General features: G+C 49.4%; 31 protein-coding genes. 12 read left to right on the top strand and 19 right to left on the bottom strand.

What is annotated here, in order from left to right:
* The first annotated feature begins 22 nt into the window (after positions 1-22).
* From ACN0VA_RS05490 to cobM, 6 genes are all read left to right on the top strand, one after another.
* Positions 23-997 carry a sirohydrochlorin chelatase gene (locus ACN0VA_RS05490; RefSeq protein WP_417820175.1) on the top strand — a complete coding sequence of 325 codons (975 nt, stop codon included), beginning with the start codon at positions 23-25 and terminating at the stop codon, positions 995-997.
* Positions 998-1912: 915 nt separating this feature from the next.
* Entirely contained in the window at positions 1913-2554 is a 642-nt protein-coding gene (locus tag ACN0VA_RS05485; RefSeq protein ID WP_417820314.1) for a precorrin-8X methylmutase, read from the top strand.
* The gene (cbiE, locus tag ACN0VA_RS05480; RefSeq protein WP_417820174.1) at positions 2551-3741 is read left to right on the top strand and encodes a precorrin-6y C5,15-methyltransferase (decarboxylating) subunit CbiE; all 1191 of its coding nucleotides are present in this window, start codon (positions 2551-2553) and stop codon (positions 3739-3741) included. The genes ACN0VA_RS05485 and cbiE overlap by 4 nt, the downstream gene beginning before the upstream one ends.
* A gap of 5 nt (positions 3742-3746) precedes the next feature.
* Positions 3747-4451, top strand: coding sequence for a precorrin-2 C(20)-methyltransferase (cobI, locus tag ACN0VA_RS05475; protein ID WP_417820173.1), 705 nt, complete (start codon positions 3747-3749; stop codon positions 4449-4451).
* Positions 4448-6262 carry a precorrin-3B C(17)-methyltransferase gene (gene cobJ, locus ACN0VA_RS05470; RefSeq protein ID WP_417820172.1) on the top strand — a complete coding sequence of 605 codons (1815 nt, stop codon included), beginning with the start codon at positions 4448-4450 and terminating at the stop codon, positions 6260-6262. Before cobI ends, cobJ begins: the two co-directional genes overlap by 4 nt.
* Complete coding sequence (gene cobM, locus ACN0VA_RS05465; RefSeq protein ID WP_417820171.1) at positions 6259-7023, top strand: precorrin-4 C(11)-methyltransferase; 765 nt, start codon at positions 6259-6261, stop codon at positions 7021-7023. The genes cobJ and cobM overlap by 4 nt, the downstream gene beginning before the upstream one ends.
* On the opposite strand, the gene ACN0VA_RS05460 is transcribed toward cobM, so the two are convergent.
* The 7 genes from ACN0VA_RS05460 to ACN0VA_RS05430 all read right to left on the bottom strand — a co-directional run bounded on the left by ACN0VA_RS05460 (position 7020) and on the right by ACN0VA_RS05430 (position 11532).
* A complete protein-coding gene (locus tag ACN0VA_RS05460; protein ID WP_417820170.1) occupies positions 7020-7751 on the bottom strand; it encodes a substrate-binding periplasmic protein in 732 nt (243 codons plus the stop codon). The genes cobM and ACN0VA_RS05460 overlap by 4 nt on opposite strands.
* 73 nt (positions 7752-7824) lie before the next feature.
* Positions 7825-8784, bottom strand: coding sequence for an SLAC1 anion channel family protein (locus ACN0VA_RS05455; RefSeq protein ID WP_417820169.1), 960 nt, complete (start codon positions 8782-8784; stop codon positions 7825-7827).
* Positions 8785-8965: 181 nt separating this feature from the next.
* A complete protein-coding gene (locus ACN0VA_RS05450; RefSeq protein WP_417820168.1) occupies positions 8966-9505 on the bottom strand; it encodes a F0F1 ATP synthase subunit B in 540 nt (179 codons plus the stop codon).
* Positions 9505-9993, bottom strand: coding sequence for a F0F1 ATP synthase subunit B' (locus ACN0VA_RS05445; RefSeq protein ID WP_417820167.1), 489 nt, complete (start codon positions 9991-9993; stop codon positions 9505-9507). Before ACN0VA_RS05445 ends, ACN0VA_RS05450 begins: the two co-directional genes overlap by 1 nt.
* A gap of 74 nt (positions 9994-10067) precedes the next feature.
* Complete coding sequence (locus ACN0VA_RS05440; protein WP_069189405.1) at positions 10068-10292, bottom strand: ATP synthase subunit C family protein; 225 nt, start codon at positions 10290-10292, stop codon at positions 10068-10070.
* A gap of 119 nt (positions 10293-10411) precedes the next feature.
* On the bottom strand, positions 10412-11140 hold the full coding sequence (locus ACN0VA_RS05435) for a F0F1 ATP synthase subunit A (protein ID WP_417820166.1): 729 nt from the start codon (positions 11138-11140) through the stop codon (positions 10412-10414).
* A 26-nt stretch (positions 11141-11166) separates the two neighbouring features.
* Positions 11167-11532: an AtpZ/AtpI family protein gene (locus tag ACN0VA_RS05430; RefSeq protein WP_417820165.1), complete on the bottom strand. Its 366-nt coding sequence runs from the start codon at positions 11530-11532 to the stop codon at positions 11167-11169.
* Positions 11533-11823: 291 nt separating this feature from the next.
* Here ACN0VA_RS05430 and ACN0VA_RS05425 point away from each other — a divergent pair, with 291 nt between their 5' ends.
* The gene (locus ACN0VA_RS05425; RefSeq protein ID WP_417820164.1) at positions 11824-12282 is read left to right on the top strand and encodes an Lrp/AsnC family transcriptional regulator; all 459 of its coding nucleotides are present in this window, start codon (positions 11824-11826) and stop codon (positions 12280-12282) included.
* Between the two features lie 41 nt (positions 12283-12323).
* Here the strand turns inward: ACN0VA_RS05425 and ACN0VA_RS05420 are convergent, their stop codons facing one another.
* The 7 genes from ACN0VA_RS05420 to ACN0VA_RS05390 all read right to left on the bottom strand — a co-directional run bounded on the left by ACN0VA_RS05420 (position 12324) and on the right by ACN0VA_RS05390 (position 16746).
* Positions 12324-12665 carry a hypothetical protein gene (locus ACN0VA_RS05420; RefSeq protein WP_417820163.1) on the bottom strand — a complete coding sequence of 114 codons (342 nt, stop codon included), beginning with the start codon at positions 12663-12665 and terminating at the stop codon, positions 12324-12326.
* 68 nt (positions 12666-12733) lie between these two features.
* Positions 12734-13096, bottom strand: a complete 363-nt coding sequence (locus ACN0VA_RS05415) for a DUF3887 domain-containing protein (protein WP_417820162.1) — start codon at positions 13094-13096, stop codon at positions 12734-12736.
* A 74-nt stretch (positions 13097-13170) separates the two neighbouring features.
* Entirely contained in the window at positions 13171-13491 is a 321-nt protein-coding gene (locus ACN0VA_RS05410) for a hypothetical protein (protein ID WP_417820161.1), read from the bottom strand.
* A gap of 12 nt (positions 13492-13503) precedes the next feature.
* Positions 13504-14184 (bottom strand): RadC family protein, encoded by a 681-nt coding sequence (gene radC / locus ACN0VA_RS05405; protein ID WP_417820160.1) that lies wholly within the window; start codon positions 14182-14184, stop codon positions 13504-13506.
* 83 nt (positions 14185-14267) lie between these two features.
* Positions 14268-15062, bottom strand: coding sequence for a type I methionyl aminopeptidase (gene map / locus ACN0VA_RS05400; RefSeq protein WP_417820159.1), 795 nt, complete (start codon positions 15060-15062; stop codon positions 14268-14270).
* A gap of 71 nt (positions 15063-15133) precedes the next feature.
* Positions 15134-15832, bottom strand: coding sequence for a DNA/RNA nuclease SfsA (gene sfsA, locus ACN0VA_RS05395; RefSeq protein WP_417820158.1), 699 nt, complete (start codon positions 15830-15832; stop codon positions 15134-15136).
* Positions 15829-16746: a methyltransferase domain-containing protein gene (locus tag ACN0VA_RS05390; RefSeq protein ID WP_417820157.1), complete on the bottom strand. Its 918-nt coding sequence runs from the start codon at positions 16744-16746 to the stop codon at positions 15829-15831. The genes sfsA and ACN0VA_RS05390 overlap by 4 nt, the downstream gene beginning before the upstream one ends.
* Positions 16747-16816: 70 nt before the next feature.
* Here ACN0VA_RS05390 and ACN0VA_RS05385 point away from each other — a divergent pair, with 70 nt between their 5' ends.
* Positions 16817-17533, top strand: coding sequence for a ComF family protein (locus ACN0VA_RS05385; protein WP_417820156.1), 717 nt, complete (start codon positions 16817-16819; stop codon positions 17531-17533).
* Here ACN0VA_RS05385 and ACN0VA_RS05380 read toward each other — a convergent pair.
* Positions 17530-18294, bottom strand: a complete 765-nt coding sequence (locus ACN0VA_RS05380) for a hypothetical protein (protein ID WP_417820155.1) — start codon at positions 18292-18294, stop codon at positions 17530-17532. The genes ACN0VA_RS05385 and ACN0VA_RS05380 overlap by 4 nt on opposite strands.
* Positions 18295-18367: 73 nt before the next feature.
* Between ACN0VA_RS05380 and grxC the strand changes: the two genes are divergently transcribed.
* Together grxC and ACN0VA_RS05370 are read left to right on the top strand one after the other, a co-directional pair.
* Positions 18368-18757, top strand: coding sequence for a glutaredoxin 3 (grxC, locus tag ACN0VA_RS05375; protein ID WP_417820154.1), 390 nt, complete (start codon positions 18368-18370; stop codon positions 18755-18757).
* 16 nt (positions 18758-18773) lie between these two features.
* Complete coding sequence (locus ACN0VA_RS05370; protein WP_417820153.1) at positions 18774-19601, top strand: carbon-nitrogen hydrolase family protein; 828 nt, start codon at positions 18774-18776, stop codon at positions 19599-19601.
* On the opposite strand, the gene ACN0VA_RS05365 is transcribed toward ACN0VA_RS05370, so the two are convergent.
* Positions 19598-21601, bottom strand: coding sequence for an adenylate/guanylate cyclase domain-containing protein (locus ACN0VA_RS05365; protein ID WP_417820152.1), 2004 nt, complete (start codon positions 21599-21601; stop codon positions 19598-19600). The two genes, ACN0VA_RS05370 and ACN0VA_RS05365, sit on opposite strands and share 4 nt — an antisense overlap.
* Positions 21602-21714: 113 nt before the next feature.
* Positions 21715-22236 carry a hypothetical protein gene (locus ACN0VA_RS05360; RefSeq protein WP_417820151.1) on the bottom strand — a complete coding sequence of 174 codons (522 nt, stop codon included), beginning with the start codon at positions 22234-22236 and terminating at the stop codon, positions 21715-21717.
* Between the two features lie 199 nt (positions 22237-22435).
* Between ACN0VA_RS05360 and cimA the strand changes: the two genes are divergently transcribed.
* Both cimA and ACN0VA_RS05350 read left to right on the top strand, forming a co-directional pair.
* Positions 22436-24049 (top strand): citramalate synthase, encoded by a 1614-nt coding sequence (gene cimA, locus ACN0VA_RS05355; RefSeq protein WP_417820150.1) that lies wholly within the window; start codon positions 22436-22438, stop codon positions 24047-24049.
* The gene (locus ACN0VA_RS05350) at positions 24036-24848 is read left to right on the top strand and encodes an RNA methyltransferase (protein ID WP_417820149.1); all 813 of its coding nucleotides are present in this window, start codon (positions 24036-24038) and stop codon (positions 24846-24848) included. Before cimA ends, ACN0VA_RS05350 begins: the two co-directional genes overlap by 14 nt.
* A gap of 44 nt (positions 24849-24892) precedes the next feature.
* Here ACN0VA_RS05350 and ACN0VA_RS05345 read toward each other — a convergent pair whose 3' ends face one another.
* Positions 24893-26236: a class I SAM-dependent RNA methyltransferase gene (locus tag ACN0VA_RS05345; protein WP_417820148.1), complete on the bottom strand. Its 1344-nt coding sequence runs from the start codon at positions 26234-26236 to the stop codon at positions 24893-24895.
* Positions 26237-26239: 3 nt separating this feature from the next.
* Positions 26240-26824: an ABC-type transport auxiliary lipoprotein family protein gene (locus tag ACN0VA_RS05340; protein WP_417820147.1), complete on the bottom strand. Its 585-nt coding sequence runs from the start codon at positions 26822-26824 to the stop codon at positions 26240-26242.
* Between the last annotated feature and the right edge of the window lie 6 nt (positions 26825-26830).

The raw sequence follows: 26830 nt of genomic DNA, 5'->3' as shown, positions 1-26830 counted from the left end.
ACATAAAATATAGGAGACTCCCATGTCCGATAAACCCGCTATTATGATCTGCGGTCACGGCAGCCGCGACGAAGGCGCTGTTGAAGAATTCAATCTTTTGGCAAAAAATTTACGTGAACGCTTCCCCGATCGTGATGTGGAAAGTGGCTTCTTGGAATTTGCCAAACCGATCATCCGTACCGGGTTGGATAAACTGGTTGAACGCGGGGCAAAACAAATCCTGTGCGTTCCCGGTATGTTGTTTGCCGCAGGCCACGTTAAAAATGATTTGCCGAGTGAAGTAAACAATTTTGCCGCCGAACATGCCGATCTGGATGTACGTTTTGGGCGTGAACTGGCGATTGACCGTCGTTTGCTGGAAGTCTGTAAACAACGTATTGAAGAAGCTGAAGCAAACTGTTCGGATGAAGTGGCCCGCAAGGATACTTTATTGATGGTTGTCGGGCGCGGCACCAATGATAGTGATGCCAATTCCAATGTTCACAAAGTTATGCGGATGCTGTGGGAAGGTATGGGCTTTGGCTGGGGTGAAGTGTGTTATTCCGGTGTGGCGTTCCCACGCGTCCCCGATGGTTTGGAACATGCAGCCAAGTTGGGTTACAAGCGCGTTGTCGTGATCCCTTACTTCCTGTTTACCGGCATTCTGGTCAATCGGATTTATGATCAAACGGATGAAGTCGCGGCCAATCACCCGGATATCGACTTTGTCAAAGTTGGTTATCTGAAAGATCATCCGTTGGTGATTGATACGTTTGTGGACCGCGTCGAAGAAATGCTCAGCGGTGAAAACAATATGAACTGCCAGTTGTGTAAATACCGCGAACAAATCATTGGCTATGAAGGCGAAGTTGGCGCTGCGCAAGTTGGTCACCACCATCATGTCATGGGCATTGGTACCGATGGCGAACATCACCACCATCATGGACATGACCACGGTCATCATCACCATCACGGGCACCACCATCATCATTCCCATGATCATGGGGACGACAAGTAAGGGCCGCCCCTTATGACGCACTTGTTTGACTGTTATGTCATGGTGGACTGGTCGGCATCCTCAACCCCGAAAAAGGGTGCCGACAGTATCTGGTATTGTGTGGTAGAACGCCAAGGCACCAAACTGGTTGAAACGGCGTTGCATAACCCGACAACCCGCGAAACCGCCATGCAGGATTTGGCTGATCGTCTCAGTGATCTGAGCGCGCGGGGTTTGCGCGTGTTGGTCGGATGCGATTTTGCCTTTGGATATCCAAAAGATTTTGCCCCCAGTATCGGGGCAGAGAACTGGTCCGGTGTGTGGCAACGACTGTCAGCAATGATCAAGGACGGAGCGGATAATTCCAATAACCGTTTCGCGGTTGCGGCGGAATTAAACCGTAAAATCAGCGGCACGACGGGGCCGTTCTGGGGCTGCCCGAAAGCCCAGCAAAATGAATTTTTGGAAAGCAAAAAGCCTTATATGAACCCGCTGACCAATGAAATGCGTTTGTGCGAACAACGCATTTCCGGGGTAAAACCTGTCTGGCAGCTTTTGGGAACAGGTTGTGTGGGATCCCAAACCCTGATGGGAATTGCCCGGCTGGAACAGTTGCGCCGTCATGCGTGGTTGCAAGATCAAATCAAGGTCTGGCCCTTTGAAACCGGATTGAAGTCGGATTCCTTGGGCGAGATTACCTTGGCAGAAATTTATCCCTCCCAGATCAAGGTACAGGCACAGGGCAATTTGCCAAAGGATGCCATTCAGGTGCGTACTCTTGCCCGTCATTATGCTGAATTGGATCAAGTTGGGGAAATGGCTCCGCTGTTTGCGGGTGATCCATCGTTGACGGATGATGAAAAAGACAGTGTCGTGCGCGAAGAAGGCTGGGTCTTGGGTGTTGGTAGAAGCGATAAGGACCAAGCCCTTGATTGGTTGAACAGTTATTTACGTGCACCAAACGATATTTATCGCAAATCACAGGAAATGATTGAACATGATATCGATGTTTCCGGTTTTGATGACGATATGCAAGACGTTGCCATTCGTATGATCCATGCCTGTGGCGATGTGGATGTCGGTGTGGATATCGCCTATAGTGCGGGGGCCGCGAGTGTGGGGCGGACGGCCTTGGCAAAGGGATGTCCGATTTTGGTGGATGTGGAAATGGTGTCACATGGTATTATCCGTAAACGCCTAGCCCAACATAACCCGGTTGTCTGCACCCTGAATGATGCACGTACGCCCGCCAAGGCGGATGAATTGGGCACCACCCGTTCAGCTGCTGCCTTGGAATTTTGGGGTGATTGGCTGGACGGATCGGTTGTCGTGATCGGCAATGCCCCAACGGCCTTGTTCCATTTAATCCAAGGGATCCTTGATGGGCGTTTTGCCAAACCGGCCCTGATTGTCGCCTGTCCGGTCGGCTTTGTTGGGGCAATGGAATCAAAAGAAACGCTGATTGCCTTGGCGGGCGATCTGGGTGTGCCTTATATTACATTGCGCGGACGACGTGGTGGCAGTGCGATTGCAGCCTCTGCCCTAAATGCACTTGCCAAGAAAGGGATTACACAATGATCCATATTATCGGTATTGGTGAAGATGGTCTGGACGGGGTAAACCCGACGGCACGGGCCTTGATTGAAAGCGCAGATGTGCTGGTCGGTGGGGAACGTCATCTGGATATGGTGGCGACCTCGGCTGAAAAAATATCATGGGGCAGCGGGTTGAACCACGGGATCGAGGCGATTAAAGACCGTCTGGATAAATCCGTTGTCGTTTTGGCAACGGGGGAGCCGCTATGGTTTGGCATTGGCACAACTCTGTTGAAGCATTTCGATAAGCGGGATGTTACCATTCATCCGGCAAACGGTGCCTTTTCACTGGCGGCGGCGCGGATGGGATGGGCGATCCCGGATTGTGTCTGTATGACCATTCATGGTCGTGCCTTGGAAAGCTTGAACCGTTATGTGGCCGATGGGGTAAAAATCCTGATCCTCAGCCGGGATGGTAAATCCCCGATTGAGGTCGCCGATCTTTTGGCAAAATATGGGTATGGAGCCTCTCACCTGAATGTGTTTGAACATATGGGCGGGGAGAAAGAAAACCATCTGCAAGGCAGCGCAACCGGTTGGACGGCAAAAGTTGCGGACCTGAATACCATCGCGGTTGAATGTATCGCAGAAGAAAAAGCCCGTCGTCTGCCTGCGACCAATGGTCTGGATGACGATCTGTATGAACATGACGGGCAATTGACCAAACGCGAAGTGCGTGCGGTGACATTATCCAGTCTTGCACCGCAACCCGGGGAATTGTTGTGGGATGTCGGGGCTGGGTGCGGGTCCATTGCGATTGAATGGATGCGCGCACACCCCAAATGTCATGCAATTGCGATTGAACAAAATGATAAACGTCGATCCATGATTGCCCATAATGGGGCGGCCTTGGGTGTGCCAACCTTGGAAATTGTCGATGGTCGTGCCCCAGATGCATTGCACGGATTACCCCAACCGGATGCTATTTTTGTTGGGGGTGGTATCTCCATTCCCGGTTTGCTGGAAACCTGCTGGAACGTCTTGCCAACTGGTGGGCGATTGGTTGCAAATGCAGTAACACTTGAGGCTGAGCGCGAAATGTTGCATTTTGCGCACAAGTTCGGTGCACGGTTGACCCGTATCGCCGTTTCGCGTGAAGAAAACGTTGGCACAATGACGGCGCTGAAACCGATGGCGCCTGTCTTGCAGCTGTCGGCGTTAAAGGAATAGAACACATGGCAGGTACTTTGTACGGTCTGGGCATTGGTCCGGGCGATCCAGATTTAATTACCTTAAAGGCGCTGAATATTCTTCAGGCAGCCCCGGTGATTGCCTATCCGGCCCCGGTTGGTAAGCCGAGCTTGGCGCGATCCATTGTTGAAAAACACCTTCCCGGTGGGCAGGACGAAATTAAAATCGATACGCCGATGATCCCGGGTGATTTCCCCGCCAATGATGTTTACGATCAATATAGCGAAGAAATTGCGCAAAGACTGACAGATGGCAAAGACGTTGCGGTTTTGTGTGAAGGCGATCCGTTCTTCTTCGGGTCCTTCATGTATATTTATGCCCGGCTGGCGGATCGTTTTGAAACACGTGTTGTCCCCGGTGTTTCTTCTGCGATGGCAAGTTGTTGCCAGTTGGGGGTACCGATTACATCGCGCGCCGATGTGTTGACGATTTTACCGGCTCCGTTACCCAGTGAAGATTTGTTAGAACGCCTGCAACTGTGTGATGCGGCGATCATTATGAAAGTGGGACGCCACTTTGCCAAGGTGCGTGATGTGATCGGCACCTTGGGGTTAAGCGAACATGCTTATTACATTGAACATGCCACAATGGAGACACAAAAAATGATGTCTCTGGACGAGGCAACTTTTGAAAAGGCACCGTATTTTTCGATGATTATTGTACATAAACGCGGCGAGGCGTGGAAATGACCCAGACAACTCCGGCATTGATCTGTCTCAGCACAGGTGGGTATCAACTGGCGCAAGAACTGGCCCAGACGATGGGGAATGTGGAAATCCACGGTTTGAAAAAACGCCTTCCTGATTGTGCGATTACTTTTGACAATACCATTGAACATTTGCGCACCCTGTTTCGCAAAGGACAGCCGATTATCGGCATTTGTGCCAGCGGGATTTTGATCCGTGCGCTGGCTCCGTTGCTGGCGGATAAATGGGCAGAACCGCCCGTGGTTGCGGTTGCGGAAGACGCCTCCTGTGCCGTTCCATTGCTGGGGGGGCATCACGGGGCAAATGAACTGGCGCGCTGGATTGCGGATATTTTGGACGGGGCTGCTGCCATAACAACAGCCGGGGAATTAAACTTCGGTGTGGCACTGGATGAACCGCCACGCGGTTGGCGGATTGCCAATCCTGATTATGCCAAAGATGTCGCCGCAGCTTTGTTGAACCATGATCCGGTTTCCTTGGAAGTTGAAGCGGGCGAAGCGGTCTGGTTGGAAGAAAAAGGCCTGTCCTTTGAAGATGTCGGTTTCCCACGCATTCGCATTTCTGATCGTGATGTTGAACCTGACGGCAATGAATTGTTATTCCATCCGCCCGTACTGGCCTTGGGTGTGGGATGTGAGAGAAACTGCCCGGCCGATCATTTAATCGAACATGCCTTGGCAACCTTGGCCAGTGCTGGATTATCACGCCAATCGATTGGTTGCGTGGTTTCTGTTGATGTAAAGGCCAACGAAGCAGCCGTGCATGCTTTGGCTGATGTGTTGGGGGTGCCGGCACGTTTCTTCACACCTGAAGAACTAGAAGCCCAAACACCGCGGCTGAAGAACCCGTCTGATATTGTCTTTGACGAGGTGGGTTGTCATGGTGTGGCTGAAGGTGCGGCCTTGGCCGCCGTCGGGGGCCTGGGTGAATTGGTTGTTGAAAAACAAAAAACCGACAAAGCAACTTGTGCGATCGGGCGTTCCCCGGTTGATTTACAACCCAGTGCATTGGGCCGGGCGCAAGGGTATTTATCCGTGATCGGTATTGGTCCGGGTTCTGATGAATGGCGATCCCCGCAGGCGACACAAGCCTTGCGCGATGCCACTGACGTGGTGGGGTATGGTTTGTACCTTGATCTGGTCGAAGACTTGATCGTTGGGAAAGATCGTCACGAAAGCGGTCTGGCGAATGAAGAAAAACGTGCCCGTATTGCCCTTGATCTGGCGGCGGAGGGAAAACGGGTCTGTCTGGTTTGTTCTGGTGATGCCGGGATTTATGCCTTGGCAACCTTGGCGTTTGAATTGCTGGATAAAGAAAATAAACCTGAATGGAACCGTCTGCGCATTGATGTTGCGCCGGGTATTTCGGCCTTGCAAGCCTGTGCGGCGCGCATTGGGGCACCGATCAACCATGATTTCTGCACTATTTCCCTGTCTGATCTGTTGACACCGTGGGAAGATATCCAACGACGGTTGAAAGCGGCGGCCGATGGTGATTTTGTGGTGGCATTTTATAACCCGCGTTCCAAACGCCGGGTGACGCAGATTGAAAAGGCCCGCGATATCTTGTTGACGGGACGCCCGGCGCAAACGCCAGTTGTTTTGGGGCGCAATCTGGGGCGTGCGACAGAAAGCCTTGAGGTGATTACCTTGGGCGAATTAACGTCCGATCATGCCGATATGCTGACTATGGTTTTGGTCGGTTCCAGTCAAAGCCGCGTCATTGAACGTGGTGTCAATAAATGGGTCTATACGCCACGTGGCTATGAAAAGAAAATGAAGGTGCAATCATGACGGTTTATTTTATCGGCGCAGGTCCGGGGGCACCGGATTTAATCACGGTGCGTGGGCTTAATATCATCAAGGAAGCCCCAGTGGTCTTATTTGCTGGATCCTTGGTCCCGGAAGGTATTGTTGCCCAAGCTGATAAGGCAGCTGTGGTGAAAGATACGGCGCCGATGCATTTGGACGAGATCATTACTGAAATCGAAGAAGCGCACAAACAAGGTCATGATGTCGCCCGTGTTCATTCCGGGGATCCCTGTCTTTACGGGGCAATTGCCGAACAGATGCGCCGTCTGGATAAACTGGATATTGATTATGAAGTTGTACCCGGTGTGTCAGCCTATGCGGCAGCCTCGGCGGCCTTAAAGACCGAACTCACCTTGCCGGATGTGTCCCAATCCATCGTTTTGACGCGAACAGCCGTTCGTTCTTCCAAAATGCCGAATAACGAGGATCTGGAAACCTTTGCCAAAAGCGGCGCAACCTTGGCAATTCATTTGTCGGTTAATAACCTGAAACACGTGGTGGACACACTGAGCCCTTATTATGGTGCGGACTGCCCGGTTGTTGTGGCCTATCGTGTGTCATGGCCGGATGAAGCCTTTATTCATGGCACGCTTTCCGACATCCGGGCAAAGGTAAAAGACAGCGGGATTACCCGCACAGCTTTGATTTTGGTTGGTCATGTGCTGGGCAGTGAAGATTTTACCGACAGCAAGCTCTATGACGTGGATCATACCCATGTCTTGCGTGAAAAGAAGAAAGACTAGCGATATTTCTTCCAGATAGACTGGTAGATGCCGTTTGTTTTAATCGTCTGTAAACCGCGGTTAAAATGCCTGATGATTTGTGTGCTTTGTGCACCATTTCGTGAAAAGCATAAATAATAAGGTTCGCTGTTCAGTTCATCATAACGGATGGCGGCCTTGTTGTTGTCTTGTGCCATACGATAATAAATAACGTCGCGGAAGGTGTAGATTGCATCAATGCGCCCGGCTTGCAACAAACGCAGAAGTTGGCGTTCATCATTGCCGTCAACGACTTTGATGTCTTCATATTCCTGTAGTTTTTTATGCGGCGCATAATCACGAACCGCGCCAACGATTAAGCCGGATAGCTGCTTCAGGTCGGTGATTTTAGCGAGGGGGGAGTCGTTTTTTAAGAAAACACCCAAGCTGATATCGCCGACTTTTTCAGAATAGATAAATTCTTTGTTCCGTTCAGGCCGGAAGTTACAACCGCACAGGCCGTCAATTTGACCTATTCGTGCGGTTTCCAAGGCACGCTTCCACGGATAGAAATTAAAATCCACATCGTATCCATCAACGGCAAAAGCCGCTTCTATAATATCAATGTCAATTCCTTGATGGTCGGGATTGCTTGTATCTTTTTTAATTTTATAAGGTGGAAAATCGGTACAGGCGAGTTCAACCGTATCGGCCCAACTTGCGTTGGCGAGAAAAATAATGAGTAAAAGAAAACAGCCTGCGAATTTCATTGATTGCCTTTGGGACGAGGAATCGAAAGATGAAAACAGTGTATCATCTATATTGAAATTCACGATGCCTATTTTAGTCCGGCACACAAACTTCGCATTTGAATAGAGCGATGACAGTGCGCAGGAACAGGCTGGCAATGACGACCCATGTCAGAACGTAAAGGGTTTGTGCAAGGTAGTCGAAAAAAGCAAGGTGGGTTAGTTGCCCCATCAAAAGGGTTGCACTGGTAAATGCGGCCAGCGGGAAGGTATAGGCCCACCATGACATTGCAAACTTAATGCGCACCATACGATGAATTTGAGAAAGCAATAAACAGAAGAAAAAGGCGGCCCAGTAATAGAGTAACCGTCCGAGTATATCGAGTTCGCCGGTCATTTGAATGTAGGATACAAAACCGATACTAGGCGGGGCAAGCAGAATAAATAAAGTCGGCAGCAGCTTTTGCGGCATAGGATTGTGAAACATCAATCGGTTGATGATCAGGATCAATAGGATCACCCAGAACAAAACGCCCCAGGCAAAGAAAAACCATGATAGTTCCAAGGGGGCGTGACGGACGCCAACCAAGGGCACAATAATATTCCCAACGGCAGGAATAAACCAGGCTGGGGTACTATGGATAACCTCATAGCGAGCGTGATTGATCCAGCTATTGATGATTGCCATAGATAGGAAAAATTGGAAAAAGCATCCGGTTGCCCACAAAAAGAAAGAGAGCCGTTCATTAATGGGGTAAAAGGCCGCGCCAAGTAAAAGCAGGCTGATGCTGGCGGCGGGAAAAAAACTGATTTTGATCGGATGGTTCCAATCTGCCAGAACCGCTTGAGGATAGCGCAAGGACTTCAGGGTATATGTTGCCAGAATTGTAATATAAATGGCCAATGTTAGATAGGCGAGTGTGTAAAATACAATACCGTCACTGCCGAGCATCCATTCCATTTTATGTGAAATAATGGTCAAACCGGACAAGCCCATCGTTGTGGCAAACATGGGTAAGGGAAAATGTTGGAGGCTACTATGATTTTCTGACATGGATATGATCTCGAAAATAAAGGAAGAGGAAAGCTTATCTCTCCTGATCGTGATACGCAATATGCGCATCTGCGGCATTGATGATTATCAATAAGTTCTAATATAAGAATTGAAATAAAAAAAGAGCCTCCATAATCAGGAGACTCTTTTTTAAGATGCGATTAGTCGATAGAGGCTATGCTTAGTTGCTCAATTGTGAAGGCAACTCTGCAATAGCAGCATCGATCATGGCATTGGCTTTCGGTGCGGAAATCCCTTCTGCGAGCAGTTGCTCAGCAGCGGAGATTGCAACACGTGTTGCCAGATCCTGAATTTCAGCGATAGCAGAGGCTTCAGCTTGTGCGATACGAGCTTCGGCAGCGGCTTCACGACGCTTCAGGGCGTTTTCCAGATCGGTTTTCGACTTAGCTTCCAGTCGAGCCGCTTCGTCTTTCGCACGCTGCAGGATTTTAGCGGCTTCTTCTTCCGCTTCCTGTTGCTTGCGTTTGTAAGAAGCCAGAAGTTCCTGAGCTTCTTCACGAAGTTTTTCGGCTTCGTCCAGCTGTGCTTTAATCGTATCGGCGCGATCGTCCAGAGCCGTGGCCAGTATACGAGCTACCGGCTTGGCTGCAAAGACCATCAGAACGACGAATGCCAGAGCAACCCAGAACGTGGGATCGTGAAGCATACCGCCGTCAGCGTGTTCAGCTGCACCAGAGGCAGCGTGTGCAACACTAATCATCAGTTTTGCTCCATTGCTTTGGCAACAGCGGCGTTAACCGCTGCGTCGTCTACGGAAACACCGGACAGTTTTTCAACAGTTGCCTTAGCGACATCTGCGGATACTTCTGTGATGTTTGCAAGCGCCTTGTTTTTTGCGTCCGCGATGCGGGCTTCAGCTTCTGACAACTTTTTGTCCAGCTTGGCCGCCAGCTCTTCCTGAGCTTTGGCCTGAGCAGCGTTCGCTTGATCGATCACGACTTTTACTTCGTCCTGAGCTTTCGAGCGAGCCTCTGCCAGAGACTGTTCATAAGCAGCAGCAGCTTGTTCCGCTTCAACTTTTAAAGCGGCAGCCTTTGCAAGGTTATCGTCGATGCGTGTTTGACGCTCGTCGAGTACCTCGGCAATGCGCGGCAGCGCCACCTTGGCCATGATGAAATACATCGCCAAGAAGGTGATCACGAGCCATACGATTTGCGGGGCAAATGTGGTCACATCTAACTGTGGCATATTGCGCTCCTTCCAAAAAAAGTTCGAAAGGTCACCGAGAAATCAGTGACCTATGAAACTTCGATTATCAACTCTTAGGTGAAGAGGATAAGGAAAGAGATGAGCAGTGCGTACAAAGCAACCGCCTCAACAAGTGCGAAGCCAAGCATAGCCAGGCCGAATACTTGTGAACGGGCAGCAGGGTTGCGAGCAACAGAGCCGATCAAAGAAGAGAAGATGTTACCAATACCAGCACCAACACCAGACAGGCCGATTACAGCCAGACCAGCACCGATCATTTTAGCAGCAGCGAGTTCCATAGATCTAAGTCCTATAAGAAAAGTAAAAAAGTGAAACTTTAAAGGGTTCGAGCTTCGTCATCACCTGAAGTCAACAAACCCTTAAAGTCTGCGAAGTTCCTGTACCAAGTTGCTTAGGCTTAGTGCAGGTGAATGGAGTCGTTCAAGTAAATGCAAGTCAGTACGGCAAAGACGTAAGCTTGCAGGAACGCCACCAAAAACTCAAAACCTGTCAGGGCAACGTCAACGGCGAAAGGCGCCCACCCACCGAGGAAGCCAAGCGGCACGATGAAGGCAGCGAATACTTTCATCATTGTGTGACCAGCGGTCATGTTGGCAAACAAACGAATGGACAGGGAAACCGGACGGGACAGGTAGGAAATAATTTCAATCGGCACCAGCAGCGGCAACATAACAGCCGGAACGCCACCGGGGACGAAGAATGTAAAGAAGTGCAGGCCGTGGCGCGCGATACCGATCAGCGTGACGCCGATGAAAACGGCCATCGCCAAGGTAAAGGTCACGGCAACATGACTTGTAAATGTGAAGCTGTAGGGCAACAGACCAAGGAAGTTACCAAACAGAATGAACATAAACAGTGAGAAGATGATCGGGAAATATTTGCGGCCTTCATTGCCGACGTTGTCCCGGACCATGTCCGCCACGAAGGAGTAGCTCAGCTCAGCCATTGACTGCCAGCGACCTGGTACAAGTGCGCGACCGCCCATGCCCATGATCAAGAAAATGCTGACCACAGCAACAGTGGCAACCATTGCAACGGCGGAGTTTGTGAAAGAAGCGTCAATACCAGCGAACTCTACAGGTACGATGGTGTTGATTTGAAACTGATGTAGCGGATTGTTCGACACAGTGCCCTCATCTTTGCCCTATTGGGCTAATCCCTTAAATTGTCGTCCTTTTCGCGCTTTTCAAAATCTTCCTTATAGCCAACGGCAATATCAAGACCCTGAACAGTGCGAAAAACGTTCATAATTCCGGCGGCAGCGCCCAAGAAGAAAAACAAGACCATTAGCCACGGTTTTGTATCGAACACATAGGTGTCCAGTGCATAACCGATCCCGACGCCGACGACCAAACCTGAAATCAGGTCTGCACCGCAACGCAAGGCTAATCCCAAACCCTTGGGCGGTTCGTTGGTCGCTGCCTTCAAACCGCGCGGCGCTGTGGAATTTCCACGCGCTGCGTTCAATCGGGTTTCGAACTGGTCCAGTTCGGAAAGTTTCTTGTCGTCGTCGCTCATTCAAGTCTCCCATTAGACAGAGAAGAAAAACGCGCAAGAGACAAGCCTTCCCCCACTTCTCGACTCATTAGCCGAAGTGCGTCGCAACATATATATGCGCACCCTCTCTGTCAAGGGGCGAAAACCCGATTGTAATTCATTGAAAAATATAAGAAAAAAGTGGAAATACCAGTTGTGTTTTTCTTGTTGGGAAAGGAATCTGTCAAAAAGAGGAAATGAAAGATTCTGGGATTCCTTTTTTCCTATGATATGATTTTTCTGGATTTGGTGAATTGAAAGAAAATTATCCTCATGGATGCCGTAGATAAAAAAATATTACGTCTGTTGCAAAAAGATGCCTCGTTATCAATTGGGGACGTAGCCGAACAGGTCAATCTGTCGACCACACCGTGTTGGCGGCGGATACAAAATCTGGAAAAGCAGGGGGTGATCAAAGGGCAGGTTGCTTTGTTGGAAGAAACGCAGTTAAACCTGAAGACAACGGTTTTTGTGACGGTAAAAACCGCCCGACACGACCTTGAATGGTTTAAGGCTTTTTCCGAAGCTGTAGCCTCCATTGATGAAGTGGTTGAATTTTATCGGATGAGCGGTGATGTAGATTATTTGCTGAAGGTCGTTGTACCCGATATCCAAGCCTATGACCGGGTTTATAAGCGCTTGATCCAGCAGATTCATCTCAGTGATGTTTCCTCGTCTTTCGCGATGGAAAAACTAAAATGCACCACTGAGTTACCACTTGAGTATGTATAAAATGCACCCGTCATACAGGGCAATATGTCTCGGTGTTGGCCTTAGCTGGTTGCACAGTTTTTTGTTTCGATTGCTGTACGAACGGCTTCTTTTTCACCACGAACATTGGCGAGTTCAGAGGCTTCAATGCCATCTCCGGTGCCGTAGCCAAGCCAGAAGGCTTGCATTTGGCTAGACTTAACTCGTTGTTCTTGCGCTATAACAAGTTGATTTTCTCGTCGAGCTAGGGAGTTGATTTCAGATGTTAATTGCTGACAGGAATACTCTTCATATTTGAGGCCGGATGTGTACGAACCTGTAATTTGTGAAGACGGTGTCGGCATGTTGGCGCAAGCACTTAGCAAGCTTGTTGCGATCAAACCCAATACGAGATGTTGTTTCATGAAAAGTTCCCCTGAATAGTTGCTGTTTATTTAAGGCAAATGATGAATATAAATCAATCAAAAGATTTTTAACTGATCCAAATGCCCGTTGCCATGAGTGGGTCTGAGTTATCGTTGAATGTAATCGTGACCATAAAATCATCGTCGCTTTTGCTGAATTTACATTTATAGACCAGACCAACCAAGCCTGCGCGTTTCAATGATGTGACAAAATGGATTTTAATTACTTTACCCATTGAATTTTCGATGTTTTGCTGGTTTTTATGGAAGTCGTCTTTGGTGATGTTCTGCTTTAGGGCGCCTTCGAAATAGCTGCAAAAGGTGTCGTAATCACCGTCATCTTGGGCTTTGAGAATACCATCGACAATAGGTTGAGCTTTTTGCAAGGCTTCGATCTGGTTGGTGCCAAGTTTTCCAAAGTTGTTTTCCATAAATTTGATCCTTTTCTAATCTGTTCCAAGACCTATGACGGGGGAGAGCATCGAAATCAAGGAGAAATCCTGATTTATGAGATGTGAATGGCTAAGGCCTGTGGGGAAGGGGAGGCGTCTTTTAAAAGAATACTCAAGAGAAAATCGCTTTGGGAGGCGCTGAAACGCACAGTGTATAAAATCCACGGAGCGCCGTTTTTTGTGAGGGTCGCCAAGGGGACAGGGGCTTGCATCTGACCAAATTCCTGTTGCAGGTCCTGTTGAAATTCCCGAATTTTCTCAGGATCAACACTGTTGCGCAAAGTGGGGGCAAACAACGAAATAAAGAGATCTGGGTCCAGCGTGTTTTGAGATAAAACAACAGCGGCAATCAATTTTTCAAGTGAATCCATCATGGCATTTCCTTTTTAAAGCAGGCCTGTACTTTTGAAACTGTAGTAACCTTTGCGACTGACGATGACATGGTCATGGATTTCGATACTTAAAGGCCGGGCAATGGATTTAATGCGTTTGGTCATATCAATATCGGCAGGCGACGGGGTGGTGTCGCCGCTGGGATGGTTATGGACCATGATGAGGGCGGAAGCCTCCAGCTCCAGAGCGCGTTTTATGACTTCACGGGGATAGACGGGGGTATGGTCAATGGTGCCGCGTTGTTGCAATTCATCGGCAATCAACACGTTTTTGCGATTAAGGTAGAGCAGGCGAAACTGTTCCACCCCGTGATAGGCCATAGAAGCTCGGCAATAATCCAGCAGCATTTGCCATGACGATAGAACAGGTTTATTTATCACCTGTTCTTGTGCCAATCGAATGGCACCGGCTTGTGCGATTTTAAGCGCGCAGACGGCAGCTTCGCCTAACCCGTCTTCCAAGGCCAGCGTGCGGGCATCAGCACTGATGACTTCGGCAAAACTGCCAAACGTGGTGATCAATCGTTTGGCAAGTGGTTTGACATCACCGCGTGGAATTGCGCCAAAAAGCAGAAGTTCGATAAGCTCATAATCGTGCAGGCTTTCGCTGCCGGTTTTGAGGAAACGGGCACGAAGGCGTTTACGATGACCGACGTAATGGGGCTTGTCACTCACTTTAGAAAACCTCAAACAGACATAAAAAAATGACGCGGGTTTTTGTTCCGCGTCGTTTTCTATGATCGGTCTTGAAGGGTTTTTTATTGATAAGGCGGTTTATCCCAGCCTTTTTCCGACAAGGTAAAGATTTCGCACCCATCTTTGGTCACGCCGATGGAATGTTCAAACTGTGCAGACAGGGAACGGTCGCGTGTGACAGCCGTCCAGCCATCGGACAGGATTTTGATATCGAATTTACCGGCATTGATCATGGGTTCGATGGTGAAGAACATGCCTTCTTGCAGGATGGGGCCATCATCGGGGTTACCGTCGGCATAATGCAGAACGTTTGGTGCATCGTGGAAGACACGTCCCAGACCATGCCCGCAAAAATCGCGCACAACGGAATAGCGTTGCGCTTCGGCATGAAGCTGGATGGCATGGCCAATGCGGTTCAGCGGCATACCCGGTTTGACTTCTTTGATGCCAAGCATGAGGCATTCATAGGTGATGTCGATCAGTTTGTTGGCTTTGACCTTGGTTTTACCCACGGGAAACATGCGCGATGTATCGCCGTACCAACCGTCCAGAATAGTGGTGACATCAATATTGACGATGTCGCCTTCGATCAGTTTTTTGTCACCCGGGATGCCGTGACAGACCACATGGTTGATCGATGTGCAAATGGATTTTGGAAAACCGCGATAGTTCAACGGTGCGCAAATTGCCCCGTGATCGGTAATGAAATCATGGCACAGTTTGTCCAGTTCGCCGGTTGTCACACCCGGTTTGACGTAAGGCGTAATGAAGTCGAGCGTCTGGGCGGCCAGCTTGCCTGACTTACGCATGCCTTCGAAATCTTCGGGTTTATGAATTTTAATCGGTCCACGGGCCAATGTGCTTTTCCTTTATCTCTGGCGTTCTTCCAAATGAATGGTGGTTCGCCTTTTATTTATTCCAAAATGCGTTAAAAGGCAACCGGCAGGGGGCTGTCCACGTTAATCTCGTCTGTTTCAACGCGACATTGATAGCAAATGACCTCGACGCCACGCTTAATTGCCGTCTTTAATTCAGCATCATAGGTCGGGTCGATATCACGTGCGATATCCATGATTTTGCAATCCGGGCGTTGCACCAGATAGAACATCACGGCACGGTGGCCTTGTTCAACCATATCGCCAAGTTCACGCAAGTGCTTGGCCCCGCGAGTGGTCACAGCATCGGGAAAGTCAGCATTGTCTCCACGTCGCAGTGTGACGTTTTTGACTTCGACATAACAGGTTGGTTTGGCGTCATCTTCCAGCAAAATATCGATGCGGGAATTCTGGCCATATTTGACTTCGCGGCGCAAAGTTGCGTAACCGGAAAGTTCCTGAACTTGACCATCCAGAATGGCTTCTTCGACAATTTTGTTGGGATGGGCGGTATTGATGCCGACGTTCTGTCCGTCCACCTCGATAATTTCCCATGTATATTTCAGTTTGCGTTTGGGATTGTTGCTGGGCGATAACCAAACGGTCGAACCTGCTTCCTGAACCGAGAGCATGGACCCGGAGTTGGCACAATGGGCGGTAACCACATCGCCGTTTTCCAGTTCCACATCCGCCATAAAACGTTTGTAGCGTTTGATCAGTTTGCCTTTGATCAGGTCTGTTTCAAACTTCATTTGTTTTCTCCGGTCAATACATGTTCGGGCACGCCAAGGGCGTCTGCCAAACTTGTCGCTGCCGCACCGGGTTTAAGGGGCTGAGGTTGGCTGGGGTCTGCTTTCCATGCGGTCAGAAACATAACTTGGAAAGTAGCGGGAATACGCCCGTCTGCGTCACGAAATTCGTCCATATAACGTTGTGCGGCCTTAAAGATCAGGCTGCGTTTGGTCAAATTTTTGCGCCGTTCCAGAACCTTGTTATTCTCGCCCATCCCTTTTAGGTCTTTCATGAGTTTGAGCGGGTTTTCATAGGAAACGGTGATGGCATCAGCATCGACCACAGGCAGGGTAAAACCTGCGCGTTGCAGCAACATACCGGCATCGCGCACATCGGCAAACGGTGAGATACGGGGGCTAAGGCCGCCGTCAACCTCCATTTCCGCATCGCTGAGGGATTGACGCAGTTCGCGCAAAGATTCAATGCCGAACATGGTGCCGATGAACAGGCCGTCCGGTTTTAAACAACGGTTGATTTGTAACAAGGTGCCGGGCAGGTCATTGACCCAATGCAGGCTGAGGTTCGACATAATCAGGTCGAATTTTCCAGCCGCAAAGGGAAGAAATTCTTCATCAGCAACGACGGAGGTTGCGCCTTTTTCCTTGGCGCGCCCGATCATGCCGTCGGATAGATCACATTGGATCAACTGACCGATTTTACTGCGTCCGCTCATCCGTTCGGCAATTTCACCGCCATGACAGCCAATGTCCAGTGCCAGCGGGAAATCGCGCACCACATCGTCCAGACGTTCGCATAGGCGGTCTGCAACTTCTTTATGAAGAAAGTCGAAATCTTGCCATGCGCGGGCCGCGCGGTTGCGGTGTTCGCGGACCATTTTGCGGTCAAAAACATTCATGATTTCGAGATCAGACATAAAAAAAAGCCCTCATGCGTTCATAGAGAATGCAACACATAAGCAGCTACACCTGTGAGGTCAAACCCAAATGGCACCATTTTCAAAAGTTTTAGACCTTTTTTTGCCGCCCCGGTGCATTTCCTGTCAGAAAATCGTCCTTGATCCTTATACCCTGTGTCAGGACTGCTGGGAACAGGCCTGTTTTTTAAGTGCCCCGTGTTGTCAGGTTTGCGGCTTGCCATTTGAATTTGACGTTCCCGACAGTGCCCTGTGTCTGGATTGTGCGATGTGTGCGCCACCGTTTGCACAGGCCCGATCAGTTTTCCCCTATGACGATTTTTCCCGGGGGTTGATTTTGGCTTTTAAACATGGTGACCGGACCGATTTGGCCCCGGCTTTTGCGGGTTGGATGGTGCAAAGTGCCATGCCCTTGATCGAACACTGTGATGTGGTTGTACCGGTTCCCCTGCATTGGCGCAGATTGTTGAAGCGACGTTACAATCAGGCGGCCTTGCTGGCCCTTGAAATATCAAAACGCAGTGCTTTAAGCTATGAACCCGCCCTTTTAAAACGCACCCGCCATACACCTGTACAGGGGCATTTATCGCGGATGGCCCGGCAAAAGAATTTGCAAGGGGCTTTTCAGATCATTGGTGATATTGAAGGGATGCGTATCTTACTGGTCGATGATGTTATGACCACGGGTGCGACCGTTTTGGGCTGTACCAAAACTTTGTTGGGGGCAGGGGCCAAGGAGGTTCGTGTCGTCACCTTGGCCCGTGTGCTTCCTAATAAAAATGTCTAAGCAAACTGGACCGCTTTTCCATCTGCCATTGGGACGATATTGCCTTCTTTGTTAAAGCTTAAGGCGATGCTGGAATAGTTGCCGTTATCGGCGAGGAGCCCCTGATATTTTGCCAGAATGGCGTCAATGTCTGCTTGTGATTTTGCATTGTGCATTTCGTCGATCATAGGCATGCGTTTTTGGATTTCCACATAGTGACTGGTCAACGCATTTACCGTGCTGAGTGCGCGTGCAATGCCGGGGTTTTCTTCCAAGGCTTGCGTCAACTGTTCGCTATAGGCGTAATCATCTGGGAAATGAATTTTGCCTTCCTGGTCATAGGTGATTTCTGCGGGGGCTTCGGGAATGCCATAGTCTGAAAGCATTTGACTAAAACGTCCAGAAGCATGCTCAGACAAGGCCTGAATGTTTTGTGGGCTGGGTAGCAATAAGGGAAGATCGTCCAGATTTGCGACAGGATTCGAGGGAGAGTAGGAGAAATATTCATCCAGATTGATGGGGATGTTCCCTTTGCTGGTGTTCATTTCAACGGTTGACGTGGTTTTCCCGGTTGTTTGTGCCTCTTGTAAGGCGAGAAGGGCCGCATTTATGTCACTGCTGGTTTTTGATGGGGAAGATGTTTCCACAGGCGGGGCAATATTTGCCGCGTTTGTGTCTGTGCCAGATTGTTTTGATCCTTGTGCTTCATACGACGCAGTTTGACTGGCTTGTGTGATATAGGTCGTCTGATAATAAGGGTTTTGTGTGCCTGAAACGTACATATCTTTTTCCTGCCTTTAATTGCGTTAATACAATTTTAAGCAATTAATGTGCCAAGGAGTGAGGGGTGGCGGGGTGTTTTTTCGTGGTGTGATGTATGCGTTTGTGAAGGGGGCTCTCACGAACCGGTCACGCGAACTTGATCTGGCAAAAGTTGTAAATGATGCTATATCAGATACACAAACAGACGAAGATACAGAGATACGAATGACTAAAATCGAAATATATACGACCCGCACGTGTCCTTATTGCCTGCGCGCCAAGGCGTTGTTGCAGGAAAAGGGTGTGGGATATAAAGAAATTGATGTAAACTCCGCGCCGAATTTGCGACAGGATATGATGAAGCGGGCCAACGGGGGCTATACCGTTCCGCAGATTTTTATCAATGATGAACATATCGGCGGGTGTGATGAAATGTACGCATTGGAGCGCGCCGGAAAACTGGACCCGAAATTGGCCTCATAAAAGGTGAATGAAGAAAATGACGTTATTCAAAGCCGCCTGTGTACAGGTAAATGCCAGCAATGATATGGATACTAATATTGCCAAAGCTGGCGATATGGTAAGCAAAGCAGCAGCGCAAGGCGCGAACTTGATTTGCCTGCCGGAAAATGTTGCCATGATGGAATTCGGCGGTGAAAACGTTATTGCGAAATCTTATCCGCAAGCCGAACACCCCGGTCTGAGTGCCTTTCGTGATTTAGCCGTTGAAACGAAAAGCTGGATTTTAATCGGGTCACTCGCCGTCCGTTTGGAAAATGGTAAAGTCGCCAACCGCTGTTTTTTGCTGAATGATCAGGGCGAAATTGTCGGGCAATACGATAAAATTCATCTGTTCGATGTGGATCTGGCCGGTGGCGAAAGCTATCGGGAATCCAACACATTTGATGGTGGGGATCGTGCGGTTCTGGCGCAAACTCCGTGGGGTCCACTGGGCATGAGTATTTGCTACGATGTCCGTTTCCCCCATCTTTATCGCGATTATGCACAGGCGGGGGCCAATATTATTACGGTTCCTGCGGCTTTCACCAAGCAAACGGGTGAGGCCCATTGGAAAGTCCTTTTACGGGCACGCGCCATTGAAACAGGTTGCTATGTGATTGCACCCGGACAATGCGGGGAGCATAAAGGGGGCCGCCAAACATACGGGCATTCGCTGATCATCAACCCGTGGGGCGAAGTTTTGGCCGAAGGGGCAGATGAACCATGTGTGTTGATCGCCGATATTGAGGTGGATGTGGTTGCGGCAACGCGCGGGAAAATTCCATCCTTAAAACATGATCGGGCCTATCAACTGGATCGGTCTTAATCAGCCTGTTTTGTTTTATCTGGCGTAGGTTCTGCAGGGGCACTGTTTGCTGACGTTTGTGTCGGTTTTGCCTTGGGTGGGGTCATTGGAAAACCCATATTGAACCCCTTATCCTGTTTGGGCGGTGCCTTGAGGACATGTACGCTCATATCCGGGGCAATTCCATCTGTACTGACAGGTGCGCTCAGATGGGGAGGAAGGTTTTCCTCGCCCTCACTATCGCCGCTTTGCGGGTTTATGGTTTCTTCCAGATTAATGTCGTCATAGGTAAGGGGCGGCGCTTTCCAATCCAGCAGATAGATCGGTTGGGGCTGTTCAAACCCTTTTAATTTTTGCAGGCCCTGATCCATAAAGGTGTAAACTGGCTGATCACCAAAGACATCTTTTAGATCTTGGGAGATTGCAATCTGATTACCTTCTGCTTTGTTACAAATGCGTGCTGCCAACTGAACGGCAGAACCAAACAAGTCGTTATTCTTTTTAATCGGTTCCCCCATATGTAAGCCGATTCTCAGTTGGAAGGGGAATTCCGGGTTGGCGTTGTTATTGCCTTCTACGCGTTTTTGAATTTCGATGGCTGCTTGTAAAGCCAGATCGCAATCTTGAAACGATGCCATGATGCCGTCACCAAGATGTTTGACTTCCTTACCTTCAAAATTGGTCAGGGCCGTTCGAACGGTAAGGTCATGGTTTCTCAAGGCTTCTTGTGCTGCGTAGTCCCCATGTTTTGTGGCCAGATCGGTGGAACCGACCATGTCGGTAAACATAATAGTTAACAAATTGGGGTTTTGTGGCATTTCCTGAGCGGGTTTCCAATTGACCCATTCTTCCATGACGGAGCGAATATACAGCGGTGCCGATTGATCGCCATCGGCAAAGCGGGCCGCGATTTTTCCGCTTTCTTCAAACAAAGCCAAGTGACGTGGATGTTGCAGGTATTTTTCGTATTCTTCTTCAAACCGTTGGGCCTGATCGGGTTTGGCCCCCAACATTTCAATAATACGGTGCAGGATGACTTGTGTTTCGTCTTCGCGCAGGTTGTGGTCTTTTGCCAGTCGTAAAACAGCCCCGGTCATAAACATGTTCAGCCCGAACCGGTTCAGGTTTTCCATACCGCTGTCTGGGCCTTTCAGGGCACCGAGGCAGGTTCCTAAGAAGTTGATCAGGAACATTTTTTGTTGCTGACCTTCTTGTGATAACTCGACCTCATTTTGTGATAGCGGGGGTGTTTCTTCGGTCGCAGGATTTAAGTCAAAAATATTAAACTCTTCGTCCTGCTCTTCTGTTTCCTTTGGAACGACAACAGGTTTGACCTTGTCAATTGCCTCAGCCGCTTTTGCCATGTCGCGCGAAATTTTGGTCGGTTCCGGTGGTGTTGCTTTACGCACACGCTTTTTGAAAATATTCAGGTCGAAACGGTTGGTATAATGGGCATAGCTGGAACTGCTCGCAATCATAAACACCAGTGCAAACATCCCCATAAGCAGGAATTTTTGAATACTGTCGGCCTGAGAAATATCAAAGGCGCGAATAAGCAGGTATAACATTGCCGTTGCAGCCGCGCCCGCACCAGCACCGATACTGATAATTGATAGCCAGATGCCCAGAAACATCGGGGCAGAAACTTTGGCCTTAAGGGGCGTATGGGGGTCTTCGGAAGTATCCGGATACATGTCGATATCGTCATTCAGGTATCCGACACGCCCATTACTGGAAACCGCGATATTGGCCCAACTGTTTGCACGTTTGGTTTTCGCAATCTTGTCTACATCAGCGGGGCTAATCCCATTTTTGTAAATCAGGCGTTCTTCATGGCGTCCGGTTCGAGGATTGTAGTCTTCCAGAACGACGCGCACAGGGAATGTCTTTTTCTCAAGACCCAAATCCTTGGCTTCACGAACGGCGAGGATGCGTTCGTGATAAGGGTATCGGGCATGGACTTGCCAGCGTCCGCTTATATAAATCTGGACCTCATAGGTCTGATTGTCGTTTGTACCCATAATGAAACCTCGCTACTACTTTAGTAGCATGGACTAAGAAACGTCGAAAGAAAAGACTGACGTGCGTTTAATTATAAAAAAGCTGAATGTTTTAAGGATATAAGATGGTTGGCTTAATTGAACAAGGCGTCGATATCGCTTTGATCCATCGTAACCTGACTTTCGTTTTCCGTTTCCCCGCTGAGATCGGCAGTGCCGTGAATAATGGCGCTGAGGCGGTCTTGAAGGCGGTGAATTTCCTGTGCCGATTCGCTGACTTTAAAACGTAAATATTCCATATCGCCTGTGGCCAGTGCCTCTTCGGCATCTGCAATAGCCTGAAAAATATTCATATCGACAAGGGCGATGGTGTCCTCGAACGCTTGTTTATAAAGCGGCGGAACATGGTCGTAGACTTCGATAGCGAGATCTTTATCTGCAATGGTGCTGTCGCGGAAATGGTCTTTGTAGGGTTTGGGTTGCCATTCTTTGACCATATCCAGACAATCAGGCATGTCCGGCAACATATCGATCATCATCACAACTTCGTTGAAATGGTTCAGATAATCTGTCGCCAGCAGTGTTTCTTCACTGATATTGGTGCCCTTGACCTTGTCTTGATAGGCCGCAAACTCTGGGCTCAAGCCCTCCGTCACTCTCTAGTCCTCTCGGTTATCCGTTTATTATTCTCTGGTTATTACATCAGTTATTTTTTAAACCACAGTTATTATAAATACAAATGTATAAACAACATACAAGTTTTAAAGTGCAAAGATGGGCGAAAAATCAAAGGAACACTTGAGAAATTGCCAATAATTTTGCATTCTCCCCGTCTTCGATAAAAATAGGACAAAAATGATGACCAACGATAACAGAGTCTATCTCTACGATAGTACGTTGCGCGACGGCGCACAGACGCAAGGTGTGGATTTTTCGACAGCCGATAAAATTGCCATTGCGATTGAACTGGATCGTTTGGGCATTGATTATATTGAAGGCGGCTGGCCCGGTGCCAACCCCACTGATGACAAGTTTTTTGCCAAACCACCCGTCTTGAAAAAAGCAACCCTGTCTGCCTTTGGCATGACGCGGCGCCCGGGGCGCAGTGCGGATAATGATCCGGGGTTGAACGGGTTGGTGAACACGGGCGTCAAAACGGTGACGCTGGTGGGGAAAAGTTGGGACTTTCAGGTCGATGTTGCCTTGGAAATCGAACGCAGTGAAAATGTTGCGATGATCGCCGACTCAATCGCCTACGTCAAAGACAAGGCGGGTGAAGCCATGTTTGATGCGGAACATTTTTTTGATGGATACAAGGCAAACCCGGAATTTGCGCTGCAATGCTGCAAGGCGGCTTATGAAGCAGGCGCGCGCTGGATCGTTATGTGCGATACCAATGGCGGCACGTTGCCGGACGAGATTGAAAAAATTGTCGGGGAAGTTACCAAACATATTCCGGGGACGCATCTGGGCATCCATTGCCATGATGATACCGGTAATGCGGTCGCTAATTCGCTGGCGGCGGTGCGCGCCGGGGTTCGCCAAATTCAGGGGACATTAAATGGTCTTGGCGAACGTTGTGGCAATGCAAACCTGATTTCCATCCTGCCGTCCCTGATGTTGAAAATGGGTTTTGAAACAGGCGTCAGTGAAGACGGATTGACCCGTCTGGTGCATGTGTCACGCATGTTGGATGAACGTCTGAACCGTGCCCCTGCCCGCAATGCGGCTTATGTGGGGGAATCTGCCTTTGCGCATAAAGGCGGGTTGCATGTCTCTGCCATTGAAAAAGATCCAAGCTGTTATGAACATATCAAGCCGGAAAGTGTTGGTAACGAGCGCACAATCATTATGTCCAATCAGGCGGGGCGCTCCAATCTGGTGGCCAAATTCCGCGAGGTTGGTTTAGAGGTCGATCCCAAAGATGCCAAAGTAAACGCGCTTCTGGATGAGATCAAAGAACTGGAAAGCAACGGTTATTCCTATGACGGGGCGGATGCGAGTTTTGAATTGCTGGCACGACGCAAGTTGGAAAATGTACCTGATTATTTCCATTTGGAATCGTTTCGCGTCATTGACGAACGGGTGTGGGATGCCAAACACGTTCACGTCAAACAAATGTCGGAAACGACTGTGAAACTGTATATCGGGGATCAACGGATCATGGATGTGGCCGAAGGGAACGGTCCGGTCAATGCGTTGGATGCGGCCTTGCGCAAAATTCTTATCCCGTTTTATCCGCACCTTGAAAAACTGCATCTGGTTGATTTTAAAGTTCGGATATTGAATGGGGACAAGGCAACCGGGGCGATCACGCGGGTTATGATTGAAAGTGCGGATGGCGAAGGCAATACATGGACAACAATTGGGATGTCTTCCAACATAATTGATGCGTCTTATGAGGCCTTGCGCGATAGTTTGGTTTACAGATTGTATAAAGCGGGTGTGAAAGCTTATGGCGGGAACTGATCGTCGCCGCAAATCCGAAGCGGCTGATTTTTGTCGGGATGATGCCCCGGCGATTATTCTGGTAGAACCCCAATTGGGGGAAAATATCGGGATGGTGGCCCGTGCGATGCTTAATTGTGGCTTAATTGACCTGCGGATCGTTAACCCCCGCGAAGGTTGGGACCGTGATAAGGCGGAAAAAAGCAGTTCCGGTGCGACCATGGTATTGGATCGGGCGCGTTTTTATACCTCAACGGTGGATGCGGTTGCGGATCTGGAAATTGTCTATGCGACAACGGCGCGTCCGCGCGATATGGTCAAACCGATGGTCACACCGCGTCAAGCCGCCACCGAGTCAGTGGAACTGGCCACAAGAAAACTGAAGACCGGGGTGTTGTTCGGTAAAGAAGCCAAGGGGCTGCATAATGATGATGTGGCTTTGGCGGATGCGATTTTACATTTGCCGTTAAATCCGGCTTTTTCCTCGTTAAACTTGGCGCAAGCTGTTCTGCTGATCGGGTACGAATGGTTTACCATGAATGACAATACCGAAGGGCGTTATATCCCTGAAGGGCGCGGTAAAGCAGCCCGTCCGGCAACCAAGGATGAAGTCATCGGTTTTTATGAACACTTGGAACGTGAACTGGATGCATCGGGTTTTTTGCGGGTTGAAGCCAAACGCCCGTCGATGGTGCGCAATATCCGCAATATCTTTGCCCGGATTGATTTGACCTTGCAGGAAGTCCAAACCCTGCGTGGGATTGTCGCGTTTTTATCCAATGGGCGCAGTGGCGGTCCGGGGAAAAAAGATCAGGACTGATCTGTATCACCGCCCTTTTTCATAATGAAAAGGGCGGTGATTTCTTATTTGGGGTCTTTTCTGAAAATCGCCGCGACTTCAACATGATCCGACCATGTGAATTGATCAACAGGCATCACCCGTTCAAGCGTATAACCACCTTCGATCAGGGCGACAGCATCCCGCCCGAAGGTGGCCGGATTACAGGAAATCGCGATGATGACAGGAACATCGCTTTCGGCCAGAAAACGTGCTTGTTCGCGGGCACCGGCACGGGGTGGATCAAACAGGATTGCATCAAATTTAGACAGTTCCTTACCCATTAAAGGCTGACGATCCAGATCACGGACTTCTGTTGTGATGCGCCCGCCTAAACCAGCGCGACCGGCGGATAATTCCAGTGCTTTCAGGGCAGGGGCGTGACTTTCAACCGCATGCACAATACCGACTTTGGCCAAGGCGAAGGTGAAACTGCCGCACCCGGCATAAAGATCAAGAATTTTTTTCTCGTTCCTTAGGGCGGATAAGGCGAATTCCACAAGGGCGATTTCGCCTTCTTTACTGGGTTGCAGGAAAGGACTTGTTGGTAGTTCAATCAACGCATCCCCAAATTGTGTGGTGACAGCGCAACGTTGGATGATGGTTTCCGGTGTGCCTTTACCGTCTTGTTGCCAAGATAAACGGCCGATATTGTGCTTTTCTGCAAATGTCACCAGATGTTGGTGAGCCTTTAATTCCATCGGGCCGGGCAAGGCAAGAACGATATCGGCGGCTTCGCCCGGATAATTGACGATGATATCGCCGCGCCCTTCACGTTTCATAATTAAGGGCATCAAATTGCGCAGGGCGTCGATCAGCGCATTCAACGGATCGCTCAGTAACAGACAGTGGTCGATTTCTTCAATCCGATGGCTGCCTTTGGCATTAAAGCCGAAGAGAATTTTTTTGCCTTTTTTCATAACGGCGAAAGAGGCGCGTCTGCGGCAATGAGGACCAACAAGAACCGGTTTATCCAGATTGATGCTGATTTGACTGCGTTTCAGGCTATCGGCAACCTTGTGGCTTTTCCAATGGGCATAGGCTTCCTTGTCGATATGTTGCAGGTTACAGCCACCGCATTTGGTATAGTACGGGCAAGGCGCTTTAATACGATGTTCACCGGGGGTGATAATTTCGCTGATGTCACCGACATAGTCATTTTCGCGTTTACCGGTGATGCGAACTTTTAAGACATCGCCTTCTGCCGCATAAGGGACGTAATAACCGTGACCGGAGTCGTCTTTGCCCAAACCATCGCCTTTTGCGCCGATGCCGAAGATGGAAACTTCCATCGGATCTTTAGGGAGGGACGGTCCTTGCGGCTTGGCGCTATGACGTCCACGGCGACGTTGAATGGGCGGTTTGGGCACGGGTTATCTCACATCATTGAGGAATTGTGTATAGATATCGGACAAGGCCCGATTGATCGTTTCGACGCTACCATGCACACCTTCCCCGGTTTGTGCAAGCGCGCGTTTGTAGGTCTTGAGAACCAGTATCTTATCGTTTGCGACTTGTTTTAATCCGATTTCCAGCTCAACAACGACTTTGGGGTCCCCGGAAAGGTCACGTTCCAGCCGTTTGATCTTGCCTGTTAGAAGGTAATCTTCATTCATGCGTAGTTCCGGTGTGACGATATGAGTGGCGAGACCGGCCTTACGTAAAAAAGTGACCATTGCGTCCTGCAGCAGATCGACCGGCGGTTCCACCCAGAAATGGTAATGATATTCAGACAGATGCCCATGACCTTCGCTATAGGCAATCGGACGACCGGAAATCAGACCATCAGCGCGAAACCGTTCAACTTCCAAGATGCCGTTGAGTTTCAGTTCACCGGCGCTGGGCGGGGTTATTTCTAATCTGTAATAATGATCTTGAGGCAATTCCGGTTGTGTGCAGGCCGATAAGATCAGGGCGGTTGCGCCGATGATCGTGCCTGTCAGAAAATGCTTTCTCATAATGAT

The organism is Terasakiella sp. (genome assembly GCF_048267425.1).
Classification (GTDB): domain Bacteria; phylum Pseudomonadota; class Alphaproteobacteria; order Rhodospirillales; family Terasakiellaceae; genus Terasakiella.
Note: the sequence above shows the minus strand (reverse complement) of the source record. Positions and strands in the feature narration are given on the sequence as shown.

Bases quoted from the DNA above. Each gene is read 5' to 3' on its own strand.
- ACN0VA_RS05490 (WP_417820175.1), top strand. From the start codon at position 23: ATGTCCGATAAACCCGCTATTATGATCTGCGGTCACGGCAGCCGCGAC.
- cbiE (WP_417820174.1), top strand. From the start codon at position 2,551: ATGATCCATATTATCGGTATTGGTGAAGATGGTCTGGACGGGGTAAAC.
- cobI (WP_417820173.1), top strand. From the start codon at position 3,747: ATGGCAGGTACTTTGTACGGTCTGGGCATTGGTCCGGGCGATCCAGAT.
- cobJ (WP_417820172.1), top strand. From the start codon at position 4,448: ATGACCCAGACAACTCCGGCATTGATCTGTCTCAGCACAGGTGGGTAT.
- cobM (WP_417820171.1), top strand. From the start codon at position 6,259: ATGACGGTTTATTTTATCGGCGCAGGTCCGGGGGCACCGGATTTAATC.
- ACN0VA_RS05460 (WP_417820170.1), bottom strand. From the start codon at position 7,751: ATGAAATTCGCAGGCTGTTTTCTTTTACTCATTATTTTTCTCGCCAAC.
- ACN0VA_RS05455 (WP_417820169.1), bottom strand. From the start codon at position 8,784: ATGTCAGAAAATCATAGTAGCCTCCAACATTTTCCCTTACCCATGTTT.
- ACN0VA_RS05450 (WP_417820168.1), bottom strand. From the start codon at position 9,505: ATGATTAGTGTTGCACACGCTGCCTCTGGTGCAGCTGAACACGCTGAC.
- ACN0VA_RS05445 (WP_417820167.1), bottom strand. From the start codon at position 9,993: ATGCCACAGTTAGATGTGACCACATTTGCCCCGCAAATCGTATGGCTC.
- ACN0VA_RS05440 (WP_069189405.1), bottom strand. From the start codon at position 10,292: ATGGAACTCGCTGCTGCTAAAATGATCGGTGCTGGTCTGGCTGTAATC.
- ACN0VA_RS05430 (WP_417820165.1), bottom strand. From the start codon at position 11,532: ATGAGCGACGACGACAAGAAACTTTCCGAACTGGACCAGTTCGAAACC.
- ACN0VA_RS05425 (WP_417820164.1), top strand. From the start codon at position 11,824: ATGGATGCCGTAGATAAAAAAATATTACGTCTGTTGCAAAAAGATGCC.
- ACN0VA_RS05420 (WP_417820163.1), bottom strand. From the start codon at position 12,665: ATGAAACAACATCTCGTATTGGGTTTGATCGCAACAAGCTTGCTAAGT.
- ACN0VA_RS05415 (WP_417820162.1), bottom strand. From the start codon at position 13,096: ATGGAAAACAACTTTGGAAAACTTGGCACCAACCAGATCGAAGCCTTG.
- ACN0VA_RS05410 (WP_417820161.1), bottom strand. From the start codon at position 13,491: ATGATGGATTCACTTGAAAAATTGATTGCCGCTGTTGTTTTATCTCAA.
- sfsA (WP_417820158.1), bottom strand. From the start codon at position 15,832: ATGAAGTTTGAAACAGACCTGATCAAAGGCAAACTGATCAAACGCTAC.
- ACN0VA_RS05390 (WP_417820157.1), bottom strand. From the start codon at position 16,746: ATGTCTGATCTCGAAATCATGAATGTTTTTGACCGCAAAATGGTCCGC.
- ACN0VA_RS05385 (WP_417820156.1), top strand. From the start codon at position 16,817: ATGGCACCATTTTCAAAAGTTTTAGACCTTTTTTTGCCGCCCCGGTGC.
- ACN0VA_RS05380 (WP_417820155.1), bottom strand. From the start codon at position 18,294: ATGTACGTTTCAGGCACACAAAACCCTTATTATCAGACGACCTATATC.
- ACN0VA_RS05370 (WP_417820153.1), top strand. From the start codon at position 18,774: ATGACGTTATTCAAAGCCGCCTGTGTACAGGTAAATGCCAGCAATGAT.
- ACN0VA_RS05365 (WP_417820152.1), bottom strand. From the start codon at position 21,601: ATGGGTACAAACGACAATCAGACCTATGAGGTCCAGATTTATATAAGC.
- cimA (WP_417820150.1), top strand. From the start codon at position 22,436: ATGATGACCAACGATAACAGAGTCTATCTCTACGATAGTACGTTGCGC.
- ACN0VA_RS05350 (WP_417820149.1), top strand. From the start codon at position 24,036: ATGGCGGGAACTGATCGTCGCCGCAAATCCGAAGCGGCTGATTTTTGT.
- ACN0VA_RS05340 (WP_417820147.1), bottom strand. From the start codon at position 26,824: ATGAGAAAGCATTTTCTGACAGGCACGATCATCGGCGCAACCGCCCTG.